Annotated in this window: 20 protein-coding genes and 1 tRNA gene; 11 read left to right on the plus strand and 10 right to left on the minus strand. The window is 71.1% G+C overall.

Annotated elements, in window-relative coordinates; translation table 11 throughout:
* The first annotated feature begins 122 nt into the window (after positions 1-122).
* Positions 123-1,391, plus strand: coding sequence for a sensor histidine kinase (locus ACLB9X_RS14025; protein WP_410360658.1), 1,269 nt, complete (start codon positions 123-125; stop codon positions 1,389-1,391).
* Complete coding sequence (locus ACLB9X_RS14030) at positions 1,388-2,068, plus strand: response regulator transcription factor (RefSeq protein ID WP_018847140.1); 681 nt, start codon at positions 1,388-1,390, stop codon at positions 2,066-2,068. Before ACLB9X_RS14025 ends, ACLB9X_RS14030 begins: the two co-directional genes overlap by 4 nt.
* Before the next feature lie 126 nt (positions 2,069-2,194).
* Here ACLB9X_RS14030 and ACLB9X_RS14035 read toward each other — a convergent pair whose 3' ends face one another.
* Positions 2,195-2,872, minus strand: coding sequence for a DUF461 domain-containing protein (locus tag ACLB9X_RS14035; RefSeq protein WP_410360659.1), 678 nt, complete (start codon positions 2,870-2,872; stop codon positions 2,195-2,197).
* Between the two features lie 592 nt (positions 2,873-3,464).
* On the opposite strand from ACLB9X_RS14035, the gene ACLB9X_RS14040 reads away from it, so the two are divergent.
* The 6 genes from ACLB9X_RS14040 to ACLB9X_RS14065 all read left to right on the plus strand — a co-directional run bounded on the left by ACLB9X_RS14040 (position 3,465) and on the right by ACLB9X_RS14065 (position 9,852).
* Complete coding sequence (locus ACLB9X_RS14040; protein ID WP_003953493.1) at positions 3,465-3,947, plus strand: CarD family transcriptional regulator; 483 nt, start codon at positions 3,465-3,467, stop codon at positions 3,945-3,947.
* Between the two features lie 288 nt (positions 3,948-4,235).
* Entirely contained in the window at positions 4,236-4,973 is a 738-nt protein-coding gene (ispD, locus tag ACLB9X_RS14045) for a 2-C-methyl-D-erythritol 4-phosphate cytidylyltransferase (RefSeq protein WP_410360660.1), read from the plus strand.
* Positions 4,963-5,460 carry a 2-C-methyl-D-erythritol 2,4-cyclodiphosphate synthase gene (gene ispF / locus ACLB9X_RS14050; protein WP_410360661.1) on the plus strand — a complete coding sequence of 166 codons (498 nt, stop codon included), beginning with the start codon at positions 4,963-4,965 and terminating at the stop codon, positions 5,458-5,460. Before ispD ends, ispF begins: the two co-directional genes overlap by 11 nt.
* An 88-nt stretch (positions 5,461-5,548) precedes the next feature.
* Positions 5,549-6,949, plus strand: a complete 1,401-nt coding sequence (cysS, locus tag ACLB9X_RS14055) for a cysteine--tRNA ligase (protein ID WP_410360662.1) — start codon at positions 5,549-5,551, stop codon at positions 6,947-6,949.
* Positions 6,950-7,042: 93 nt separating this feature from the next.
* The gene (rlmB, locus tag ACLB9X_RS14060; RefSeq protein ID WP_410360663.1) at positions 7,043-7,990 is read left to right on the plus strand and encodes a 23S rRNA (guanosine(2251)-2'-O)-methyltransferase RlmB; all 948 of its coding nucleotides are present in this window, start codon (positions 7,043-7,045) and stop codon (positions 7,988-7,990) included.
* A 176-nt stretch (positions 7,991-8,166) separates the two neighbouring features.
* A complete protein-coding gene (locus ACLB9X_RS14065) occupies positions 8,167-9,852 on the plus strand; it encodes a DoxX family protein (protein WP_410360664.1) in 1,686 nt (561 codons plus the stop codon).
* Positions 9,853-9,989: 137 nt separating this feature from the next.
* Here the strand turns inward: ACLB9X_RS14065 and ACLB9X_RS14070 are convergent, their stop codons facing one another.
* The 5 genes from ACLB9X_RS14070 to ACLB9X_RS14090 all read right to left on the minus strand — a co-directional run bounded on the left by ACLB9X_RS14070 (position 9,990) and on the right by ACLB9X_RS14090 (position 14,325).
* Complete coding sequence (locus tag ACLB9X_RS14070) at positions 9,990-10,712, minus strand: NDP-sugar synthase (protein ID WP_410360665.1); 723 nt, start codon at positions 10,710-10,712, stop codon at positions 9,990-9,992.
* A 139-nt stretch (positions 10,713-10,851) separates the two neighbouring features.
* The gene (locus tag ACLB9X_RS14075; protein ID WP_410360666.1) at positions 10,852-11,274 is read right to left on the minus strand and encodes a hypothetical protein; all 423 of its coding nucleotides are present in this window, start codon (positions 11,272-11,274) and stop codon (positions 10,852-10,854) included.
* A gap of 213 nt (positions 11,275-11,487) precedes the next feature.
* Positions 11,488-12,615, minus strand: coding sequence for an ABC transporter ATP-binding protein (locus tag ACLB9X_RS14080; RefSeq protein WP_410360667.1), 1,128 nt, complete (start codon positions 12,613-12,615; stop codon positions 11,488-11,490).
* 318 nt (positions 12,616-12,933) lie between these two features.
* Complete coding sequence (locus ACLB9X_RS14085) at positions 12,934-13,950, minus strand: RNA-guided endonuclease InsQ/TnpB family protein (RefSeq protein WP_410360668.1); 1,017 nt, start codon at positions 13,948-13,950, stop codon at positions 12,934-12,936.
* Complete coding sequence (locus ACLB9X_RS14090) at positions 13,951-14,325, minus strand: helix-turn-helix domain-containing protein (protein ID WP_410360669.1); 375 nt, start codon at positions 14,323-14,325, stop codon at positions 13,951-13,953. It lies immediately after the preceding gene.
* Between the two features lie 153 nt (positions 14,326-14,478).
* Between ACLB9X_RS14090 and ACLB9X_RS14095 the strand changes: the two genes are divergently transcribed.
* Positions 14,479-14,556: transfer RNA gene (locus ACLB9X_RS14095), tRNA-Thr, on the plus strand.
* Positions 14,557-14,722: 166 nt separating this feature from the next.
* Here the strand turns inward: ACLB9X_RS14095 and ACLB9X_RS14100 are convergent.
* Entirely contained in the window at positions 14,723-16,114 is a 1,392-nt protein-coding gene (locus tag ACLB9X_RS14100) for an NAD(P)/FAD-dependent oxidoreductase (RefSeq protein WP_410360670.1), read from the minus strand.
* 93 nt (positions 16,115-16,207) lie between these two features.
* Here ACLB9X_RS14100 and ACLB9X_RS14105 point away from each other — a divergent pair, with 93 nt between their 5' ends.
* Positions 16,208-17,092, plus strand: a complete 885-nt coding sequence (locus ACLB9X_RS14105; RefSeq protein WP_410360896.1) for an aminoglycoside phosphotransferase family protein — start codon at positions 16,208-16,210, stop codon at positions 17,090-17,092.
* A 25-nt stretch (positions 17,093-17,117) separates the two neighbouring features.
* Positions 17,118-17,588, plus strand: coding sequence for an N-acetyltransferase family protein (locus ACLB9X_RS14110; protein WP_410360671.1), 471 nt, complete (start codon positions 17,118-17,120; stop codon positions 17,586-17,588).
* A 29-nt stretch (positions 17,589-17,617) separates the two neighbouring features.
* Here ACLB9X_RS14110 and ACLB9X_RS14115 read toward each other — a convergent pair whose 3' ends face one another.
* The 3 genes from ACLB9X_RS14115 to ACLB9X_RS14125 all read right to left on the minus strand — a co-directional run bounded on the left by ACLB9X_RS14115 (position 17,618) and on the right by ACLB9X_RS14125 (position 20,579).
* The gene (locus tag ACLB9X_RS14115; protein WP_410360672.1) at positions 17,618-18,613 is read right to left on the minus strand and encodes a zinc-binding dehydrogenase; all 996 of its coding nucleotides are present in this window, start codon (positions 18,611-18,613) and stop codon (positions 17,618-17,620) included.
* Between the two features lie 43 nt (positions 18,614-18,656).
* On the minus strand, positions 18,657-19,841 hold the full coding sequence (locus tag ACLB9X_RS14120) for a phytoene desaturase family protein (protein ID WP_410360673.1): 1,185 nt from the start codon (positions 19,839-19,841) through the stop codon (positions 18,657-18,659).
* 237 nt (positions 19,842-20,078) lie between these two features.
* Positions 20,079-20,579, minus strand: coding sequence for a hypothetical protein (locus tag ACLB9X_RS14125; RefSeq protein ID WP_410360674.1), 501 nt, complete (start codon positions 20,577-20,579; stop codon positions 20,079-20,081).
* Between the last annotated feature and the right edge of the window lie 112 nt (positions 20,580-20,691).

Below are 20,691 nucleotides of genomic sequence, written 5' to 3' on the forward strand. Positions count from 1 at the left end.
CGTCCGAACGCTCCCCCGCAAATGAACCATCACTTTCTCCATGGTGAACTCTGAGCGACGACTGTTCGAGGTGCCACCCGTTTGGCTGGGAGAGTGTCTCGGGCCCCGCATAACCTGGATGCATGGACGTGAACGCGGCGGTCGCCGCAGCAGCAGCGATCGCCGGTCTGTGCACCGGCGTCATCGCGGTGCTGGCGTTCCGCTGGAGCGAGCGGGAACAGAAGCGCCCCACCCGCACCTCGCTCCACACCGATGCCGTGCTGCCGCCCGGCGTCGACACCGTGCTGTCCGTGCTCCGCTCGTCCGCGGTCGTCCTCGACGAATCCGACTCGGTCGTCAAGGCCAGCTCCGCGGCGTACGCACTCGGTCTGGTCCGCGGCGGAAAGCTCGCCGTCGAACCGATGCTGCACATGGCCCGCGACACCCGGCGCGACGGCGAGATACGGCAGGTCGAGCTGGACCTGCCCCGGCGCGGCAGCGGCCGCGGCGAGGCCCTGGCCGTCTCCGCCCGCGTCGCCCCGCTCGGCTCACGCCTCGTCCTCCTCCTCGTCGAGGACCTCACCGAGGCGCGCCGCATAGAGGCGGTGCGGCGCGACTTCGTCGCCAACGTCAGCCATGAGCTCAAGACACCCGTCGGCGCGCTCTCCCTGCTCTCCGAGGCGGTCATGGACGCCTCGGACGACCCCGAGGCGGTCATGCGCTTCGCCGGCCGCATGCAGATCGAGGCGACCCGGCTCACCAATCTCGTACAGGAGCTCATCGACCTCTCCCGGGTCCAGAACGACGACCCCCTGGAGGACTCCGAGCCCGTGCGCGTGGACGAACTGGTCGCCGAGGCCATCGACCGCTCCCGGCACACCGCGTCCACCAAGCAGATCACCATGGCCGCGGGAGGAACCGCCGACCTCAGCATCTGGGGAAGCCGTGGCCAGCTCGCCGCCGCCCTCGGCAACCTCGTCGAGAACGCGGTCAACTACTCACCGGCCCGTACGCGCGTCGGCATCTCCGCCCGCCGGGTCAGCGCGCCCGGGGGCGACCTCATCGAGATCGCCGTCACCGACCAGGGCATCGGTATCTCCGAGAAGGACCGCGAGCGGATCTTCGAGCGGTTCTACCGCGTCGATCCGGCCCGCTCCCGCGCCACCGGCGGCACCGGCCTGGGCCTCGCCATCGTCAAGCACGTGGCCGCCTCGCACGGCGGGGAGGTCACGGTGTGGAGCTCCGAGGGACAAGGCTCCACGTTCACCCTGCGGCTGCCCGAGGCAGGCGCCGCGCGGGACCGCTCCACCACCACAGGACCGGATCGCGTCGACGAGGACGACGACCGGCATTACGGCATCGACTCCCCTGACCAGAACAGTGAAATTCCTGCCCCGGAGGTCCTTCCGTGACCCGAGTGCTCGTCGTCGAGGATGAGGAATCCTTCAGCGACGCCCTGTCCTACATGCTTCGCAAGGAGGGCTTCGAGGTCGCCGTGGCGACCACGGGTCCCGAGGGACTCGACGAGTTCGAGCGCAACGGCGCCGACCTCGTGCTCCTCGACCTGATGCTGCCCGGCCTGCCCGGTACCGAGGTCTGCCGCCAGCTGCGCGGCCGCTCGAACGTCCCGGTCATCATGGTGACCGCGAAGGACAGCGAGATCGACAAGGTCGTCGGGCTGGAGATAGGAGCCGACGACTACGTGACCAAGCCCTTCTCCTCGAGGGAGCTGGTCGCCCGCATCCGCGCGGTGCTGCGCCGCCGCGGTGAGCCGGAGGAGGTCACCCCCGCGGCCCTGGAGGCCGGCCCCGTCCGGATGGACGTGGACCGCCACGTCGTCACCGTGTCCGGCGGCAAGGTCGACCTGCCGCTGAAGGAGTTCGACCTGCTGGAGATGCTGCTGCGCAACGCGGGCCGGGTCCTGACCCGTATGCAGCTCATCGACCGGGTGTGGGGCGCGGACTACGTCGGCGACACCAAGACCCTCGACGTCCACGTCAAGCGTCTGCGCGCGAAGATCGAGCCGGACCCGGGCGCCCCGCGTTACCTGGTGACGGTGCGCGGCCTGGGCTACAAGTTCGAGCCGTAGGCCGCGGCCTGAGGCCGCTCGGCGCCCGTTCGCGCCGGACGGAGTCCCGCACGTATACGCACATACCGGTAGGGCGCCCACCGATCTCGGTGGGCGCCCTCTGGCGTATGTCCGGTGCGCGGTGCGTCAGTGGCCCGAGCCGTGCGACGCCGAGGCCGAGTCGGACGGGGCCGACGCCTCGCCGCCCGCGGCCTCGCGCTGCTGCGAGCCGGCCGGCGAGCCCGAGGGCGAACCGGACGGAGAGCCCGACGGCGCCTGGGCGACAGGCCGCTCGGCCGCCGGCTTCGGCGCCGCGGAGGGGCCGTAGCCCTCGTAGTAGCCGGTGGCCGGGACGACGAACGCCAGCATCTTCACGTCGCCGGTCTCGCTGAAGCTGAAGACGACCTCCTGCGTGTCGCCATCCTTCACCGCCTCCCGGCCGCCCGCGATGACGGCGGACGCGTTGCCCTTGCCGCCGATGATCACCGAGCCGCCGGCCGGGACCGTGATCTTCCCGGCGCCCCGGGCCGCCTTGAGCTGGACCTTCGCGTCGGAACCCGGAAGCGTGATCGAGTCGAGGGTCTGCTTCTGGGTGCCGTCGTTGAAGATCGTCACGCTGACGACCGCCGGGCCCTTGGCGCCGGTCTCGGCCTGCGTGATGACGGTCGCGTTCTGGAGCTTGAGGTTGTCGACGGCCGTCGCGGCGTTGTCCGGCTTGACGCCGAGGGTCTGCGCGTCGTTGCCCGCACCGCAGGCGGAGAGCGAGGCGATCGAGAAGACGATGGCAGCGCCGGCGAGGGCACCGCGTCGAAGGCTGCTGCTCACGGCGGCGGCATCTCCTAGGACGTACGGACTGTTGGGTGGCTGTCACCGGCCTGTGGCGTCAGCTCGCGCTCAGGTTACCGAGCCGCAGGTCGCGCCCCGCACCCGACCCGCCCTTTGCCCGCCCGGCCCGGGCCCGGGGGCCGGCGGGCGGCGGTGACGGCATGCTTTCGGACTTCGGGCAGGCGTTCCGATCAGCCGATACACGCGCCGTTCATATGAGGCCGGTGATCAATTTCCCTGGGGGTCACGCTTTCCTTGCGAAATAGCCCGAGGTGATCAATTCCGGATTCGGCGCCGCGGGGAGCCGTACGAGTGACCGATCCTCGAACGGACTACATGAACTCGGCCGTCGAGAACCCGGCAAATCGGGACGTTCAACCCCTTGGAAGGGGGGTGCGCGGTGTGTAACGTGTGCGTTTCTGTGTGCCCGTGCAGCCGCTCCGACCTGCGAATACCCCCCTCCGCAAGCTGTCCGCAGCACGTTCGTGTCGCTGTTGTCAAGCCCCGAGATATGCCCTGACCTGCGAAAACGCCATTCAGAAGAAGCCGTATCCGTGTTACCCTGGATAGCCACGGAAGGGGTACCTGTCACATGACGTTCAAGGTTGGCGACACCGTGGTCTATCCCCATCACGGGGCCGCGCTGATCGAGGCCATCGAAACTCGCCAGATCAAAGGCGTGGACAAGACCTACTTGGTGCTCAAGGTCGCCCAGGGCGACCTGACGGTTCGTGTCCCGGCGGACAATGCGGAGTTCGTCGGCGTTCGCGATGTGGTCGGTCAGGACGGGCTCGACCGGGTCTTCGAGGTTCTTCGCGCACCTTACGCGGAGGAGCCGACGAACTGGTCCCGGCGCTACAAGGCAAATCTCGAGAAGCTCGCCTCCGGCGATGTCATCAAGGTCGCCGAAGTGGTACGTGACCTGTGGCGGCGTGAGCGCGAGCGCGGGCTTTCCGCCGGTGAGAAGCGGATGCTCGCCAAGGCGCGCCAGATCCTGGTGAGCGAGCTCGCCCTCGCGGAGAACACCAATGAGGACAAGGCCGAGGCCCTGCTCGACGAGGTCCTCGCGTCCTGACGCACGATTGATGCCGCGGTGCCCGCTGACACGCTGGACGATCCAGCCTGTCGCCGGGCGCTGCGGCATGTTCGTCCATGAGTGTCGTGTCGATGTCCCACGCCGACCACTCGCCGCTCGCACCGTGCGCTGTTGTGGTGTGCCGGGCCCGGGCGGCTGGCGCAGACCGTGGTCACGGAAGGGTCCGGTCAAGGCGTCGCGCCCGGCACTCCCCCCACCTGACGGCCGGGGGCATGCCCAGGCCATACCCATGTCGGCCGCGGAAACAAACCTGCCGGAGTGCAACCGATGCCAGACCAACCGCGCCCCCACCGCACCGCAGCCGTGATCCCGGCCGCCGGCCGGGGCGTGCGCCTCGGACCGGGCGCCCCCAAGGCCCTGCGCGCGCTGAGCGGCACGCCCATGCTCGTCCACGCCGTCCGCGCCATGGCCGCGTCCCGCGCCGTCTCCCTCGTCGTCGTCGTGGCGCCCCCGGACGGCGCCCCCGAGGTCAAGCGCCTCCTGGACGCCCACGCCCTGCCGGAGAGGACGGACTACCTCGTCGTCCCCGGCGGCGACACCCGCCAGGAATCCGTACGCCTCGGCCTCGACGCCCTCCCCGACGGCATCGACATCGTCCTGGTCCACGACGCGGCGCGCCCGCTCGTGCCCGTCGACACCGTGGACGCCGTCATCGAGGCCGTGCGCGACGGCGCGCCCGCCGTCGTACCGGCGCTGCCGCTCGCCGACACCGTCAAGGAGATCGAGCCGGCCCCGGAGGGCGAGCCCGAGCCGGTCGTCGCCACTCCCGAGCGCGCGAGGCTCCGCGCCGTCCAGACCCCCCAGGGCTTCGACCACGACACCCTCGTCCGCGCGCACGAGACCGTGACCGGCGACGTCACCGACGACGCGAGCATGGTGGAGCAGCTCGGCCTGAAGGTCGTCGTCGTCCCCGGCCACGAGGAGGCCTTCAAGGTGACCCGGCCGCTCGACCTCGTCCTCGCCGAGGCCGTCCTCGCCCGCAGGAGGGCCACCGATGGCTTCTGAGCCGCTGAAGCTCCCCCTCGTCGGCATCGGCACCGACGTGCACGCCTTCGAGAAGGGCCGCGAACTGTGGTGCGCGGGCCTGCTCTGGGAGGACGCCGACGGATACGGACTCGCCGGCCACTCCGACGGTGACGTCGCCGCGCACGCCGCCTGCGACGCCTTGTTCTCCGCCGCAGGCATCGGCGACCTCGGCGCCCACTTCGGAACCTCCCGGCCCGAGTGGTCCGGCGCGTCCGGCGTCACCCTCCTCGCGGAGGCCGCCCGGATCGTGCGTGCCGAGGGCTTCGAGATCGGCAATGTCTCCGTTCAGGTGATCGGCGTACGGCCGAAGATCGGCAAGCGGCGCGACGAGGCGCAGAAGGCGCTCTCGGCCGCCGCGGGCGCCCCCGTCTCCGTGTCCGGCACCACCACCGACGGGCTCGGCCTGACCGGACGGGCCGAGGGGCTCGCCGCCGTCGCGACCGCGCTCATCGTGCGGAGAGACTGAATCCGTTTCGGCGGGCGATATCACAAGGTGACCCGCGAACCCCACCGGGGGGCGCGGGGCACTGCCGTCCGCCCACTACCCTTGTGGCGTGACTATTCGCCTGTACGACACCAGCGCCCGGCAGATCCGTGACTTCACCCCCCTCGTGCCGGGTTGTGTCTCGATCTACCTGTGTGGCGCCACCGTGCAGGCCGCACCGCACATCGGGCACATCAGGTCGGGCCTCAACTTCGACATCATGCGCCGCTGGTTCGAGTACCGCGGCTACGACGTGACGTTCATCCGCAACGTCACAGACATCGACGACAAGATCATCAGCAAGTCGGCCGAGCAGAACCGGCCGTGGTGGTCCATCGGCTACGAGAACGAGCGCGCGTTCAACGACGGCTACGAGGCCCTCGGCTGCCTCCCGCCCACCTACGAACCGCGCGCCACCGGCCACGTCACCGAGATGGTCGAGATGATGCGCGGCCTCATCGAGCGCGGCCACGCCTACGAGGCGGACGGCAGCGTCTACTTCGACGTGCGTTCCTTCCCCGACTACCTGGCGCTGTCCAACCAGGACATCGACGACCTGCGCCAGCCCGCCGAGGAAGGCATCACCGGCAAGCGCGACCCGCGCGACTTCGCCATGTGGAAGGCCACCAAGCCCGGCGAGCCCGACTGGGAGACGCCCTGGGGACGCGGCCGCCCCGGCTGGCACCTGGAGTGCTCGGCCATGGCCCACAAGTACCTCGGCTCCGCGTTCGACATCCACGGCGGCGGCCTCGACCTGATCTTCCCGCACCACGAGAACGAGATCGCCCAGGCCAAGGCCTTCGGCGACGACTTCGCCCAGTACTGGGTCCACAACGCCTGGGTCACCATGAGCGGCGAGAAGATGTCCAAGTCGCTCGGCAACTCGGTGCTCGTCAGCGAGATGGTCAAGAACTGGCGCCCCGTCGTCCTGCGTTACTACCTCGGCACCCCGCACTACCGCTCGATGATCGAGTACAGCGAGGAGGCGCTGCGCGAAGCCGAGTCCGCGTTCGCCCGCATCGAGGGCTTCGTGCAGCGCGTGGTCGAGAAGGCGGGGGGCGTCGTCGCGCCCGCCGACGAGGTGCCGCCCGCGTTCGCCGAGGCCATGGACGACGACCTCGGGGTGCCGCAGGCCCTCGCGGTCATCCACACCACCGTCCGCCAGGGCAACTCCGCCCTGGCCACCGACGACAAGGAAGCCGCCGTGGCCCGCCTCGCCGAGGTCCGCGCCATGCTCGGCGTCCTCGGCCTCGACCCGCTCGACGAGCGCTGGGCGGGCGAGGGCGAGCGCGGCGACGACCTCCACGGCGTGGTCGACTCGCTGGTGCGCCTGGTGCTGGAGCAGCGCGAGGCCGCCCGCTCCCGCAAGGACTGGGCCACCGCCGACGCCATCCGCGACCAGCTCGGCCAGTCCGGGCTCGCCATCGAGGACAGCCCCGACGGCCCCCGGTGGACCCTCGGCTCCCGCTGAGCCACGGCGCGATGTGCCGCCCGGTCCGCCGGGCGGCACACTTCCTTACGTACACACTTTTGTTTGAGCGAGCTTTACAGAAACAGGTAGGTCATGGCCGGGAACAGCCAGCGCAGGAACCGCCGCACGTCCAACAAGAAGGGCGCGCAGGTCGGCAGCGGTGGCAAGCGGCGCCGCGCACTCGAGGGCAAGGGGCCGACGCCGCCCGCCTCCGCGCGCAAGGGACACGTCAAGAACCGCATCGCCAACGCCAAGGCCAAGCAGGCCCAGCGCCGTCCCGTCGCCCGCCGCGGCGGCAAGGGCACCTCGGAGATGGTCGTCGGCCGCAACCCGGTCTTCGAGGCGCTGCGTGACGGCGTGCCCGCCACCACCCTCTACGTCCAGCAGTTCATCGACAACGACGAGCGCGTCCGCGAGGCGCTCCAGCTCGCCACCGGCCGCGGCACCATCAACATCATGGAGGCGCCGCGCCCCGAGCTCGACCGCATGACGAACGGGCTCAACCACCAGGGCCTGGTGCTCCAGGTCCCGCCGTACGAGTACGCCCACCCCGAGGACCTCGCGGCGGCCGCCTTCGACGACGGCGACGACCCGCTGATCGTCGCGCTCGACGGCGTGACCGACCCGCGCAACCTGGGCGCGGTCGTCCGCTCCGTGTCTGCCTTCGGCGGCCACGGCGTCGTCGTGCCCGAGCGCCGGGCGGCCGGCATGACCGCCGGTGCCTGGAAGACCTCGGCCGGCACGGCCGCGCGCACGCCGGTCGCCCGCGCCACCAACCTGACCCGCGCGCTGGAGGCATACCAGAAGGCCGGCCTCACCGTCGTCGGTCTCGCCGCCGACGGCGACACCGAGGTCGGCGAACTGGAGGCGCTCGGCGGCCCGGTCGTGATCGTGGTCGGCAGCGAGGGCAAGGGCCTGTCCCGCCTGGTCGGCGAGACCTGCGACTACCTCGTCCGCATCCCCATGCCGGGCGGCGCGGAGTCCCTGAACGCGGGCGTCGCGGCAGGCGTCGTGCTCTACGAGGCGGCCAAGCGCCGCTGATCCCCCTCGGCACGAGGACGGGGGAGGCGCCCCGGGAACGCAAGCGTTCCCGGGGCGCCTCCGTATCGGGCAGACCCGGTGAAGGACGGTCGAAAAGACTCAAGAGGAGCGCTTGACGGGTCTCGGACAGATCGGGCCCGTCGGGGCCGTGCCCTAAACACACGTCACTCGGTTAGATGAGTGTGGACACCAGAACGCCCCGGTCCGGGTTCGATGATCAGCCTGCACTGAGCATGGTCAAGGTGAACTGCGATCCCGCGCAGGTCATCGTCAACCACGCCAGCTTCCGGGTGCAGCTCGCCCAGCGCGCGCGCCCCGGACGTGCCCTGGCCGACACCGCACGACTGGCCTCCGTCGGCGCGGGCGCCACGCGGCGCAGGGCGCCCGTCGTGTGGAGCGGCAGGTCCGCCCCGGGGGACTCCGGCGCGACCGGGCTCCTCCAGGCCGTGCGCAACTCCACCCTGGAGCACGACCCCTACGACCGCTACGACCCCTATGGCACCGGCGCCACCCGGGTCATCCCGCGCGTCGACCTCGGCGACGACACCGTGCAGCGCCCCGCGGCCCCCGGCGCACGGCCCCTGCTGCCGCCCATGCGCCAGGCCGTCGGCGCCTACGACGCGTACGACACCTACAGCCAGGCCGGACAGGACGGTGGGGACGGGCAGGGCGGTCGGGAGGGTCAGGGCGTCTACGGCGGGGGCGCGTACGGCGGGGACACCTACGGCGGGGACGCGTACGGCCACAGCGACTACGACCCGGAGCCGTACGCCGAGATCTCGCCCACCGAGGCGCCCGCCTCCCACCGGGCCACCGGCGACCCCACACGGCACGCCTACTACCCCGGCCGCCGCCTCAACCTCGGCGTGGTGCTCCTGCCGCTGCGCCTGTTCCTCGGTTTGATCTGCGTGTACGCCGGGATGGGCAAGCTCTGCGACCCCGTCTACTTCGACGGTGGCGACCGCGGCTCCATGGTCAAATGGCTGACCTCGCTCCACCCCTGGGCACTGGCCGAGCCCCTGCGCGACTTCGCACTGGCCCACCCCGTCGGCGCCGGACTCACCGTCGCCTTCCTCCAGGTCGTCGTCGGCGCCCTCACCGTCCTCGGCCTGTGGCAGCGCGTCGCCGCCGTCATCGGCGCCCTGCTGTCCGCGGTGCTCATCGTGACCGTCAGCTGGCGGACCGTCCCCGTCTACGACGCCCCCGAGTTCATCTTCCTCGCCGCCTGGTCCCCGCTGGTCATCGCGGGTGCCCCCGTCTACTCCGTCGACGGACGCCTCGCCGGCGAGGCCTGGCGCACCCTCGGCCCCCGCTCCGGGATCTGGGACCTGCGCCGCCGCGTCCTCCGCCGCGGCGGACTCGTCGCCGCCGTCGTCGTCGGCCTCACCATGCTCACCGGCTCCATGCTCGGCGGCGCCGTCCGCTCCACCGAGGTCGTCACCGTCCCCGGCCCCCACCAGAACCCCAGCAACCACCTGCCCGGCGCCGCGCTCCCGCAGGAATCAAGCACCCACTCCGGCTCCTCGAGCCGGCCCGAGGACAAGCCGTCCCCGTCCGCCACCCCCTCCGGCACCCCCGCCTCCGAGACCTCCGCACCCGCCGAGGACACCGTCCGCGAGACCGGCCAGGCCGGCGGCGCCCCCAGCCAGACCCAGGGCACCGGCCAGCAGCCCCCCACCGGCTCCCGGCCCGCCCCGCCGCCCACCAGCGCCGGCCCCACCTCCAGCGGCCCCACCTCCAGCGGCGGCACCGGCTCCGGGGGAACCGGCTCCGGAGGCTCCACCGGTGGCTCCGGCGACAGCGGCGGCTCCGGGAGCGGCGGCTCCGGGAGCGGTGGCGTCATCGGCGGTCTGCTGGGCTGAGACCGCACACGCCGCGAGGGCGGCCACCGGAAGCGTCCGGTGGCCGCCCTCGCGCGTACGTCCTGGAAGGAGACTGCGTATGCCTGCCAGCACAGGGCCCAGCGAACCTGCTCAGCGCGCCTGCTCAGCGCACCTGCTCAGCGCACCTGCGAGGCGAGCTCCTTCGCGGCCTCCGTCAGGTCCTTCGCCGTGTCGATCGCCCGCCAGTACGCCCCCTGCGGCAGCGGGAAGCCCGCCAGCCGCCGCTCACGCGCCAGCCGCGGGAACGTCGTGCGCTCGTGGTCGCCGACATCCGGCAGCAGCCCCGTGAACGCCGCCGAGAACACGTACACACCCGCGTTGATCAGATACGGCGACGGCGGCGACTCGATGAAGTCCGTGATGTGCCCGAAGGTGTCCGTCTCCACCGCGCCCCACGGAATCCGTGGACGCGCCAGCGCCAGCGTCGCCGTCGCGTCGCGCTCCCCGTGGAACGCCGCCATCTCCCGCAACGAGAACCGCGTCCAGATGTCGCCGTTCGTCGCGTACCACGGCTGGTCCGGATGCGGCAGGCTCGCCGCCGCGTACTTCAGACCGCCGCCACGGCCCAGCGGCTCACTCTCCACCACCGTCGTGACCCGCAGCGGAAGATCGGCGCTCTCCAGCCACTTCTGGAGCACCTCGGCGAGATGGCCGCACGAGACCACCGCATCGGTCACGCCCTCCGCGGCCAGCCAGGCCAGCTGGTGCCCGATGATCGGCATCCCTGTGCCGGGGATCTCCACCATCGGCTTCGGGCGGTCGTCGGTGTACGGACGCAGCCGGGAGCCCTGGCCGCCGGCCAGGACCACGGCCTGCGTCGGATACGTAGGCGTCTGCATGCCGTGAACGATATGCGCACCGCCGGACACGGCACGGACCGGACCCGCGACTGCGGGCCCGGTCCGTCGAACCGGTCCGTGTATCGGCGCCGTATCGGTGCCGTATCGGCGTCGCGGGCTGCCCGCGACGCCGGACCCCTCAGTGCCCGAGCGCCTGCTGCTGGACGCCCGTGGCGAAGGAGGTGTCGCAGACGGGCCGCGAGAACCGCTGCGCGCGGGTGGGCCCGTAACGGTCCACGGCGGCCCGGCCGAGGGCGCGGGCGATCGCCATGCAGTGCTGGGCGAGCGATGGACGCGCCTCCACCTCGCGCTGCAGATGCGTCAGCGCGACGCCCGGGTCCTTCGCCTGCAGCTCCGTGAGCAGCCTGTCCCGCAGAACGTCCTGCGGGGCACGGGACGTGGCGCGCGTGGAGACGTGCTCGGAAGAGGCGGTGCGCATCTGCGACTTGGTGGCCTGTCCTGCCCACGGGACGGTGGAGACCGCGAGGGTCCCGGAGAGCACCAGGACGACAGGCAGGACGAGGGCGAGGCTGCGGCCGATTCGGCGGGCTGTGTGCGTCACGTCAGCGAGCGTAGCGGCCGGTAATGGCATGGCGACATCCCGTCACTCACGCGGGGGATGGTTCGAGGGTTCCTTTCGAATCGTGTGTTGACGTGGGTGAGGGAAATGCCGCTGAATGTACGGGATTTCTCCGCCTGCACGAGAAGCCGGGCTCCGCACGTCGCGTGCGGAGCCCGACCTGTGTGCCATCGAGCCGGAGAGCTGTCCGGCGCGTCAGTCGCTCAGGCGCTCGCCCGTCGACGTCGAGAAGACGTGGATCTCGCCCGGGCGCGGCACGACGTGCAGCTCGCTGCCCTTGTCCGGCACGCTGCGGCCGCCGACGCGGACGACCAGGTCCTTGTGCTCGCCGCCGACCTGGGCGGAGCCGTACACGTAGCCGTCGGCGCCGAGTTCCTCGACGACGTTCACGGACACGGCGAGGCCCGCCGGGGCGTCCTTGGAGAGCGTCTCGGCCTCGGCGGCACCGTGCTCGACGACGTCGAAGTGCTCGGGGCGGACGCCGACCGTCACGGTCGTGTCGCCCTTGTCGGCGGCGGCGGACAGGGCCTCGCGGGAGACCGGGACGACGCTGTTGCCGAACTTCACGCCGCCGTCGGTGATCGGGACCTCGACCAGGTTCATGGCCGGGGAGCCGATGAAGCCGGCGACGAAGAGGTTCGCCGGGCGGTCGTACATGTTGCGCGGCGAGTCGACCTGCTGGAGCAGACCGTCCTTGAGCACCGCCACGCGGTCGCCCATGGTCATGGCCTCGACCTGGTCGTGCGTGACGTACACCGTGGTGATGCCGAGACGGCGCTGGAGCGAGGCGATCTGCGTACGCGTGGAGACACGGAGCTTGGCGTCGAGGTTCGACAGCGGCTCGTCCATGAGGAAGACCTGCGGCTCACGCACGATGGCGCGGCCCATGGCGACACGCTGGCGCTGACCTCCGGAGAGCGCCTTGGGCTTGCGGTCCAGGTACTGGGTGAGGTCGAGGATCTTCGCGGCCTCCTCGACCTTCTTGCGGATCTCGCTCTTGTTGACGCCGGCGATCTTGAGCGCGAAGCCCATGTTGTCGGCGACGGTCATGTGCGGGTAGAGCGCGTAGTTCTGGAACACCATGGCGATGTCCCGGTCCTTCGGCGGCAGATGCGTGACGTCGCGGTCACCGATGCGGATGGCGCCGCCGTTGACGTCCTCGAGCCCCGCGAGCATGCGCAGCGAGGTGGACTTTCCGCAGCCGGAGGGGCCGACAAGGACGAGGAACTCGCCGTCCTCGGTCTGGATGTCGAGCTGGTCGACGGCGGGCTTGTCGGAACCCGGGTAGATCCGGGTCGCCTTGTCGAACGTGACAGTAGCCATGGTGAATGGCTCCCTTCACCGGCAGGAACGTGCCGGACGATCCGTTGTAGAGGGAGTGGTCCAGTCCACCCGTGGATGGACTTTCGGTGACGCTACCTGGCGATGGAGGATCTGTCAGCAGTCGGTGGGTGAGGAAATTTCGAATGCTCTGTCGCGCACGGACCGGCAGAGCGGTTGACTTTTGACCTGCTACCGCATGAACGGTGCTTCCTGCTTCGACGCCCATCGCCGAACGGAATGGCCCTGAGGGCTATCCCCGTACGGCCTTACGCGGGCTCCACAGGCATGACGGCCGACGGCCCGTCGGTCCGTTACCTCTCACGCTGCCAGATGGACCTCTGGCAGCTCCGAAGCCTTGATCACCGGCGGCATGGGCCTGCCCGGCGGCAAAGCCATCGCCACCGACCAGAACAGCCGCATCCCCTCGTTCCGAAGGTTCACTGCGGGGTTCACGTCCCGGTCGTGCAGCACGCCGCACTCCTCGCAGGTCCACTCGCGCACCGAAACATCCAACTTCGGACCCTTCGCACGGCATGCGGAGCAACGGCGGGTCGACGGGAAGAAACGGTCCACGATCACCAGCGTGCGCCCGTACCACTCGCACTTGTAGCGCAGCTGACGCAGCAGCTCGCCCCACGCCGCATCGATGATCGACTGGTTCAGCTTCGCCTTCCGCCGCCGTCCCTTGCCCACGGCCGGGCGCAGCAGATCGGCGACGGGCAGGTCCTCCACCACGAGCACTTGGTTCTCGCGCACGAGGCGGGTCGTGAACTGATCCAACAGATCCCTGCGAACGTCGCTGATCAGCGCATACAGCCGTGCGATCCGCTCCCTTGCCTTCCCCCTGTTCCTCGAACCCTTCTCCCTGCGGTGCAGTTCCCGCTGCCGCCGGGCCAGCTCGTCCGCGTACTTCCTGAGCAGCCGGGGATGCTCCAGCCTCGAACCGTCGTCCAGCGTCACCAACGTCGCCAGACCAAGATCCAGACCGACCGCCTTCGGCTCGGTCCCACCCGGCAGAAACGCTGCAGGCAGCGGGTCGATCCGTTCCTCGACCAGCACCGACAGGAAATGCCGGCCGGCCCGGTCCCGCGTCACCGTCAGCTTCACCGGCACCTCACCACTGGGAAGCGGACGCGACCACCGCACATCGAGCGGCTCGCTCTGCTTGGCCAGTGTGACCAGCCCCGTACCGGGCCGCTCCGGATCCTCGACCCAGCGGAACCCGGTCCGCACGTACGTCGCAGAATCCCGTGACCGGCGCTTCTTTTTCCGCTTCGGATACTTCGCCGCGCCCTTGAAGAACCGCGAGAACGCACCGTCCAGATGCCGCAGCACCTATTGCAACACTGCCGACGACACATCCCGCAGCCATGACGTCCCCTCCGCCCGACGCCACCCCGTCAGCGCCCGGCATGTCTCCGCGAAACCCACGGACACCCGATGCTGCTCCCAGGCACGCGCCCGCAGGGCAAGCCCCTCGTTGTAGACCCACCGGCAGGCGCCGAAGGTCTGCTCCAGTTGTGCGGCCTGGTCCACGGTTGGATAGAAGCGGAAACGGCAGACGCGCTGCTGGGTGCCGGATTCCTTGGCGCGGCGCTGCAAGGGAACGGCCCGGCGCTGGTGGTGCTTGCGACGGCCGGCGATACCCAGTGCCTCGCGCTTGATGCGCTTGGCTTCCTCGCCGACGACGCGAGCGGGTGACTCCGTCATGCACCCCCTGCTGTCCGATGGTCGGAACAGAACGTCAGTCCGTTCAACGAACGTGTGGGTGGGTGGTTACGGTCGACGCGAAGTTCTTCGCGGGTGGTCCATGGCTCTGTGTAGAGTGGTGACGCTTTCACGCGCTTGTGACTGTGTGAAGCTGCCTCCTTAGCTCAGTCCGGCCAGAGCAACGCACTTGTAATGCGTAGGTCGTCGGTTCGAATCCGACAGGGGGCTCCAACCAAACACGTGTCCCGGACCCCTCAGGTCCGGGGCACGTGCGTTTTACAGGGGTTTCGGGATCGAGGTGCGTGCGGGGCGGCACGCTGTTGAGCCGGGCGGGGCGTACGGGTCGGCCGCGCGGGCGGATCCGGGGGGCCCTTCGCCGTCACGTGACCGCACCGGCTCAGTGGCGGCCCGAGATCTTGTCGGCGAGGCGGGCCAGGCGGGCCGTCGTCGGCGTGTGGGTTGTGGCTTCCTGGTGGTCGGCGCGGCGGTAGGCGGCGTAGAGGGTGTGGACGCCGAGCCAGCGGAGGGGTTCCGGTTCCCAGTTGCGGACCTTGTGGTTGACCCAGGGCAGTGCCGTCAGGTCCGTGGGGCCGGACTGTCCGGAGTCCTGCTGGATGAGGTCGCGCAGGGTGCGGGCGGCGAGGTTGGCGGTGGCGACGCCCGAGCCGACGTAGCCGCCGGCCCAGCCGAGGCCGGTGGAGCGGTCGAGGGTGACGGTGGCGCACCAGTCGCGGGGGACGCCGAGGACGCCGGACCAGGCGTGGGCGATGCCGGTGCCGGCGAGCCGGGGGAAGAAGCGGACGAGGATCTCGCGCAGGGCGTCGATGGTGGCGGGCTGGGTGCGTCCGTCGTTGTCGGTCCTGGAGCCGTAGCGGTAGGGGACGCCGCGGCCGCCGATGGCGATGCGGTCGTCGGCGGTGCGCTGGGCGTACATGTAGGAGTGGGCCATGTCGCCGAGGGTTTCGCGTCCGGCCCAGCCGATCTCGGACCAGACGTCTTCGGGCAGGGGGTCCGTGACGATCATGGAGGAGTTCATGGGGAGCCAGATGCGGTGGCTGCCCTTGAGGGAGGCGGTGAAGCCTTCGGTGCAGCGCAGGACGGAGGGGGCGCGGACGGTGCCGTACGGGGTGATGGCGTGTTTGGGCTTGATCTCCGTGACGGGGGTGGACTCGTGGATGGTGACGCCGAGGGCTTCGACGGCGGTGGCGAGGCCCTTGACCAGTTTGGCGGGGTGGAGGCGGGCGCCGTGCGGGGTCCAGGTGGAGGCGACGGCGCCGGTGACGCGGATGCGTTCGGCGGTTTCGCGGGCGCCGAGCAGGAGGCGGTCCTTCTCGCCGAAGGCGATGTCGACGGCGTGGAACGCCTTGAGCCGGGCGAGTTGTGCGGGGGTGTGGGCGATCTCGAGTACGCCGCCCTTGTGGATGTCGGCGTCGATGCCCTCGTCGCCGGTGACGCGGATGACTTCGTCGACGGTGTCGTTCATGGCCTGCTGGAGGCGGACGGCGGCGTCGTGGCCGTGCAGGCGGGCGTAGCGGTCGCGTCCTGCGATGCCGTTGTAGAGCCAGCCGCCGTTGCGTCCGGAGGCGCCGTAGCCGCAGAACTTGGCTTCGAGGACGGTGATGTTGAGGAAGGGGACGGCCTTCTTGAGGTAGTAGGCGGTCCACAGGCCGGTGTATCCGCCGCCGACGATGCAGACGTCGGCGGTGGTGTCGCCGGGCAGGGGTTCGCGGGGGGTGGGGGTGCCGTCCTGTGCGTACCAGAACGATATGCCGCCGTTGACGGTGCTCATGTCGATTGCTGCTTCCCTGCGGGTGCCGGTGGACGCGTTGGTGTGGCGGGAATTTACTGCTCCGGGCGTGGTTTCGCGACGTACGATCGCGGCGTGATCGACATTCCGGACGAGCTGGTCGCTTCGCTGTTGTCGTACGGGGAGGAGTCCGGGCGGGCGCTGATCGCGGCGCTGCCCGGGCGGGCGGAGGCGTTCCTCGACGGGTGGGGACTGCGGGTCGACGGGCCGTCGATGTACGGCGGGGTGTCGCTGGTGCTGCCGGTGGTGCGTGCGGACGGGACGCGGGCGGTGCTGAAGCTGCAGCAGCGGGACGAGGAGACCGAGGGCGAGTGGCTGGCGCTGCGTACCTGGGCCGGTGACGGGGTGGCGCGGCTGCTGGAGTGTGACGCGGAGACGGGGACGCTGCTCTTGGAGAGGGTGGTTCCGGGGCGGCATCTGTCGGCGGTGGCGGACGACCGGGTGGCGACGGAGGTGCTGGCGGGGTTGCTGGCGCGGTTGTCGTCGGTGGCGGCGCCGGCGGTGTTGCGCGGGTTGGGGGAAGTGGCACTGGGGATGCTGGAGAGGGTGCCGGCCGCGGCCCGTGGTCTGGTGCGCGAGGAGGAGCGGCGGCTGCTGTGGGACTGTGCGGGGGCGGTGCGGGAGGTGGCGGGGGAGCCCGGTGACCGGTTGCTGCACTGGGACCTGCATTTCGACAACATCCTGGCGGCCGAGCGTGAGCCGTGGCTGGCGATCGATCCGAAGCCGCTCGCGGGGGATCCGGGGTTCGAGTTGCTGCCTGCGCTGTGGAACCGGTTCGACGAGGACGCGGTGCTGTGGCGTTTCGACCTGTTGACGGAGGTGCTGGGGCTGGATCGTGAGCGGGCGCGTGCGTGGACGTTGGGCCGCGTGCTGCAGAACGGTCTGTGGGAGGTCGAGGACGGTGAGGACGAGCTTGACGGGGACCAGGTGTTCATTGCGCGGAAACTGCTGGCACGGTAGGCGGTCGTCGGGGCAGGCTGTGCGCATGATTCGTACTGCTGTGCCCGACGACGTGCCGGTGATCCACGAGATGGTCCGGGAGCTCGCGGAATACGAGAAGGCCCTGCACGAGGTGAGGGCGAGCGAGGAGCACTTGCGGGAGGCGTTGTTCGGGGAGCGGCCGGCGGCGTTCGCGCACATCGCGGAGACGGACGCGGGTGAGGTGGCCGGTTTCGCGTTGTGGTTCCTGAACTTCTCGACGTGGCGTGGGGTGCACGGGATCTATCTGGAGGATCTGTACGTGCGGCCGCAGTTGCGGGGCGGGGGCCATGGCAAGGCGCTGCTGACGGAGCTGGCGCGGATCTGCGTGGCGCGGGGGTACGAGCGCCTGGAGTGGTCGGTGCTGGACTGGAATGCCCCGTCGATCAGTTTCTACGAGTCGCTGGGGGCTAAGCCGCAGGACGAGTGGACGGTGTACCGGCTGACGGACGGGGCGCTCGCGAGTCTGGGGTCGTAGGCCCTTCGGGGGCTACGGATCCTTCGGGGCTACGGGATTAGGACGACCTTGCCGACGGTGCCGCGGGTTTCGAGGGCGCGGTGGGCGGCGGCGGCCTGGTCGAGGGGGAAGCGGGTGACGGCGGGCCGCAGCCGGCCGGCCGCGGCTTCGGCGAGGGCGCGGGTTTCGAGGGCGCGCAGGCCGCCGGCCTTTTCGAGCATGGCGGGGCCGAGGACGCCCTCGGAGGTGATGCCGCGTTCGGCGAGTTCGTCGTCGGTGAAGAGGGGGGCGGCGCCGGCGGTGATGCCCTGGCTGGACCAGCCGAAGACGATGTGCCGTCCGCCCTTGCCGAGGAAGTCGGCGGCGGCGCGGGCGGTGTCTCCGCCGACGGAGTCGTAGAGGACGGTGGCGCGGCGGTCGCCGAGGTGGGCGCGGACGGTGTCGGGCCAGTCGGGGTGCAGGTAGTCGACGGCGAGGTCGGCGCCGTTCGCGCGGACGCGGGCGGTCTTGTCGGGGCCGCCGGCGAGGCCGACGACGGTGGCGCCGGCGTGCTTGGCGTACTGGACGATCAGCGTGCCGATGCCGCCTGCGGCGGCGGGGACGATGACGGTGTCCGCGGGGCCGAGGTCGGTGAACTGGAGGATGCCGAGTGCGGTGCGGCCGGTGCCGATCATGGCGACGGCCTCGGCCTCGTCGAGGCCGTCGGGGATCTCGTGGAGCCGGTCGGCGTCGGTGACGGCGAGTTCGGCGTAGCCTCCGGGGTTCATGCCGAGGTGGGCTACGACGCGCCTGCCGAGCCAGGTCTCGTCGGTGCCGTCGCCGATCCGGTCGACGGTTCCGGCGACCTCGCGGCCGGGGACGGTGGGGAGCGGGGGCGGGGCCGGGTAGGGGCCCTGGGCGCCCTCGCGCAGGGCCGCGTCGAGGAGGTGCACGCCTGCGGCGGCGACGGCGATCCGTACCTGGCCGGGGCCGGGTACGGGGTCGGCGACGCTTTCGTGGGTGAGGTTCTCGGCGGGGCCGAATGCGTGGAGGCGGACAGCGTGCATGGTGGGCTCCCTCGTTGTCGGTTGCGGGACCCACTGTTCAACCTCAACTTTGCTCGAGGTCAAGGGCTGTTCGCGTGTCCGCGTGCTTGATGGCGCGCAGGGCGAGTGAGGCCGCTTCGATCCCGCTGTTGAAGGCCACTTCGGACAGGAGTCCGGGGGCGGCCACCTGGTCGCCGGCGAGGTAGACGCCGTCGCCGCGGTCGATGGCGGGCCGGTCGCGCCAGGTGGTGCCGGGCAGGTCGACGGCTCCGGTCCGGCCGCTCGCCAGTGCCGCGCGGCGCCACACGGTGCGCTCGCGCCAGCCGGGGAAGCCGAGGTCGAGGAGGGCTTCGGCGTGGGCGACGCCGTCGGCCTTGGAGGCGTCGGGGGCGATCGGGAGCTGCGCCTGGATGAGCGACTGGCCCTTGGGGGCGAGCGACCGGTCCTGGGCGGTGAAGCGTTCCAGCCAGCCGGGGGCGTCGAGGTCGGAGACGACGAACGGGTCGCCGCGCCGCGCGCGCAGCGCCAGGTCGACGAGGGTGGTGCGGCCGCTGGGCCACCGCAGGGTGTCGTCGCCGAGGAGTCCTCGTGCGGCGTCGAGGGAGGTGGCGACGATCACGGGGCCGTGGCGCTCGGGCAGGGCGTCGACGCGGGAGGTGGTCTCGATGCGTACGCCGAGGTCCCAGGCGCGCGCCGCCATGCGGTCGACGACCTGGCCCCAGCCGCCGCGCGGGTAGTGGGCCTCGGGCGGCAGGGCGGTGGCACGGCGGAGCCGTTCCTGGACGAAGGCGGCGGAGAGCGATCCGGGGTCGTGGTGGAAGAGGGCGACGCCCATGAAGTGGGCGGTGGCGCGGGCGCCGGCCGTACCGGCGACGCCGGTGGCCCAGGTCATGAAGTCGGTGTCGACGGGGGCGTCTTCGGTACGGCGGCGGGCGATCCTGAGCAGGGCGAGCGGCGGGGTCCTGCGGAGTGCGCCGTCGCGGCGGAAGCGGAAGCGGGCGCCTTCGAGGGGCGGGACGGCGGCCGTGGGGCCGAGCAGGCCGCGCTGCTTCAGCCAGGTCCAGTGGGGGCCGCCGTTGTAGAGGGCGTGCGGGCCGTCGTTGGTCCGGTAGGGGCCCTCCGCGGTGCGGGCCCGGCCGCCGAGCGTGTGGTGCGCCTCGTACAGGGCCACGCGGGCACCGGACTCGGCGGCGGTGATGGCGGCGGTGAGGCCGGCGAATCCGCCGCCGACGACCGTGATCTCCTGCATGCTGTCTCTCCCTGGTGGCTCGGTCCGTTCTGCGGATGCGACGGATCGGGTACCGGGATGTGTGACATCGCCGCGGCCCAGGGACGTTGTCAGTGGCACACGTCACCATGGGGACGATGGCGAAGGCGCGTGGGACGCGCGGGGGGCGTCCCACGCGCCCGGGGGCGGTCCGGCGGCGGTTCGGCGGGCCGGGGCTACGGGCGGCGGTTCGGCGGGAGCCGGGGCTGCGGGCCGGGGCTACGGAGTGCGGGGGAAGCGGGACTGGAGGTCCCAGATCGCGGGGTTGTCGGCGAGGCCCTCGTGCATGTCCGTCAGGTCCGCGATCAGGTCGTGGAGGAAGTCGCGGGCCTCGCGGCGCAGTTCGGCGTGGCTGAAGGTGAGGGGCGGCTCGTCGCCGGGCATCCAGTCGGCCTCGACGTCGACCCAGCCGAAGCGCCGCTCGAAGAGCATGCGGTCGGTGGACTCGGTGAAGTCGAGCTCGGCGTGCTGGGGCCGGGAGGCGCGGCTGCCGAGGGGGTCGCGGTCGAGGTGCTCGACGATGTCGCACAGCGCCCACGCGAAGTCCAGCACCGGCACCCATCCCCAGGCTGTGGACACTTCCCGGTCCGCCTTCGTGTCGGCGAGGTAGACGTCGCCGCAGAACAGGTCGTGGCGCAGCGCGTGGACGTCCGCGCGCCGGTAGTCGGTCTGCGGAGGGTCAGGGAAGCGGCGGGAGAGGGAGTAGCCGATGTCGAGCACGTAGGTGATGGTGTCATGCGACCTGCGGAAACGTTACCGCGCACACGTTCGAGTGCCCGAGCCCCCTCGGCTTCGAGCTCGACGCCGGCGAGTCCTGACCCGCCTCGCGAGG

This window comes from Streptomyces sp. 5K101 (genome assembly GCF_046506645.1).
In the GTDB taxonomy this organism is placed as follows: Bacteria; Actinomycetota; Actinomycetes; order Streptomycetales; family Streptomycetaceae; genus Streptomyces.

Coding starts and splice junctions, on each gene's coding strand:
- ACLB9X_RS14025 (WP_410360658.1), top strand. CDS start 123: ATGGACGTGAACGCGGCGGTCGCCGCAGCAGCAGCGATCGCCGGTCTG.
- ACLB9X_RS14040 (WP_003953493.1), top strand. CDS start 3,465: ATGACGTTCAAGGTTGGCGACACCGTGGTCTATCCCCATCACGGGGCC.
- ispD (WP_410360660.1), top strand. CDS start 4,236: ATGCCAGACCAACCGCGCCCCCACCGCACCGCAGCCGTGATCCCGGCC.
- ispF (WP_410360661.1), top strand. CDS start 4,963: ATGGCTTCTGAGCCGCTGAAGCTCCCCCTCGTCGGCATCGGCACCGAC.
- rlmB (WP_410360663.1), top strand. CDS start 7,043: ATGGCCGGGAACAGCCAGCGCAGGAACCGCCGCACGTCCAACAAGAAG.
- ACLB9X_RS14065 (WP_410360664.1), top strand. CDS start 8,167: ATGAGTGTGGACACCAGAACGCCCCGGTCCGGGTTCGATGATCAGCCT.
- ACLB9X_RS14070 (WP_410360665.1), bottom strand. CDS start 10,712: ATGCAGACGCCTACGTATCCGACGCAGGCCGTGGTCCTGGCCGGCGGC.
- ACLB9X_RS14080 (WP_410360667.1), bottom strand. CDS start 12,615: ATGGCTACTGTCACGTTCGACAAGGCGACCCGGATCTACCCGGGTTCC.
- ACLB9X_RS14090 (WP_410360669.1), bottom strand. CDS start 14,325: ATGACGGAGTCACCCGCTCGCGTCGTCGGCGAGGAAGCCAAGCGCATC.
- ACLB9X_RS14100 (WP_410360670.1), bottom strand. CDS start 16,114: ATGAGCACCGTCAACGGCGGCATATCGTTCTGGTACGCACAGGACGGC.
- ACLB9X_RS14110 (WP_410360671.1), top strand. CDS start 17,118: ATGATTCGTACTGCTGTGCCCGACGACGTGCCGGTGATCCACGAGATG.
- ACLB9X_RS14115 (WP_410360672.1), bottom strand. CDS start 18,613: ATGCACGCTGTCCGCCTCCACGCATTCGGCCCCGCCGAGAACCTCACC.
- ACLB9X_RS14120 (WP_410360673.1), bottom strand. CDS start 19,841: ATGCAGGAGATCACGGTCGTCGGCGGCGGATTCGCCGGCCTCACCGCC.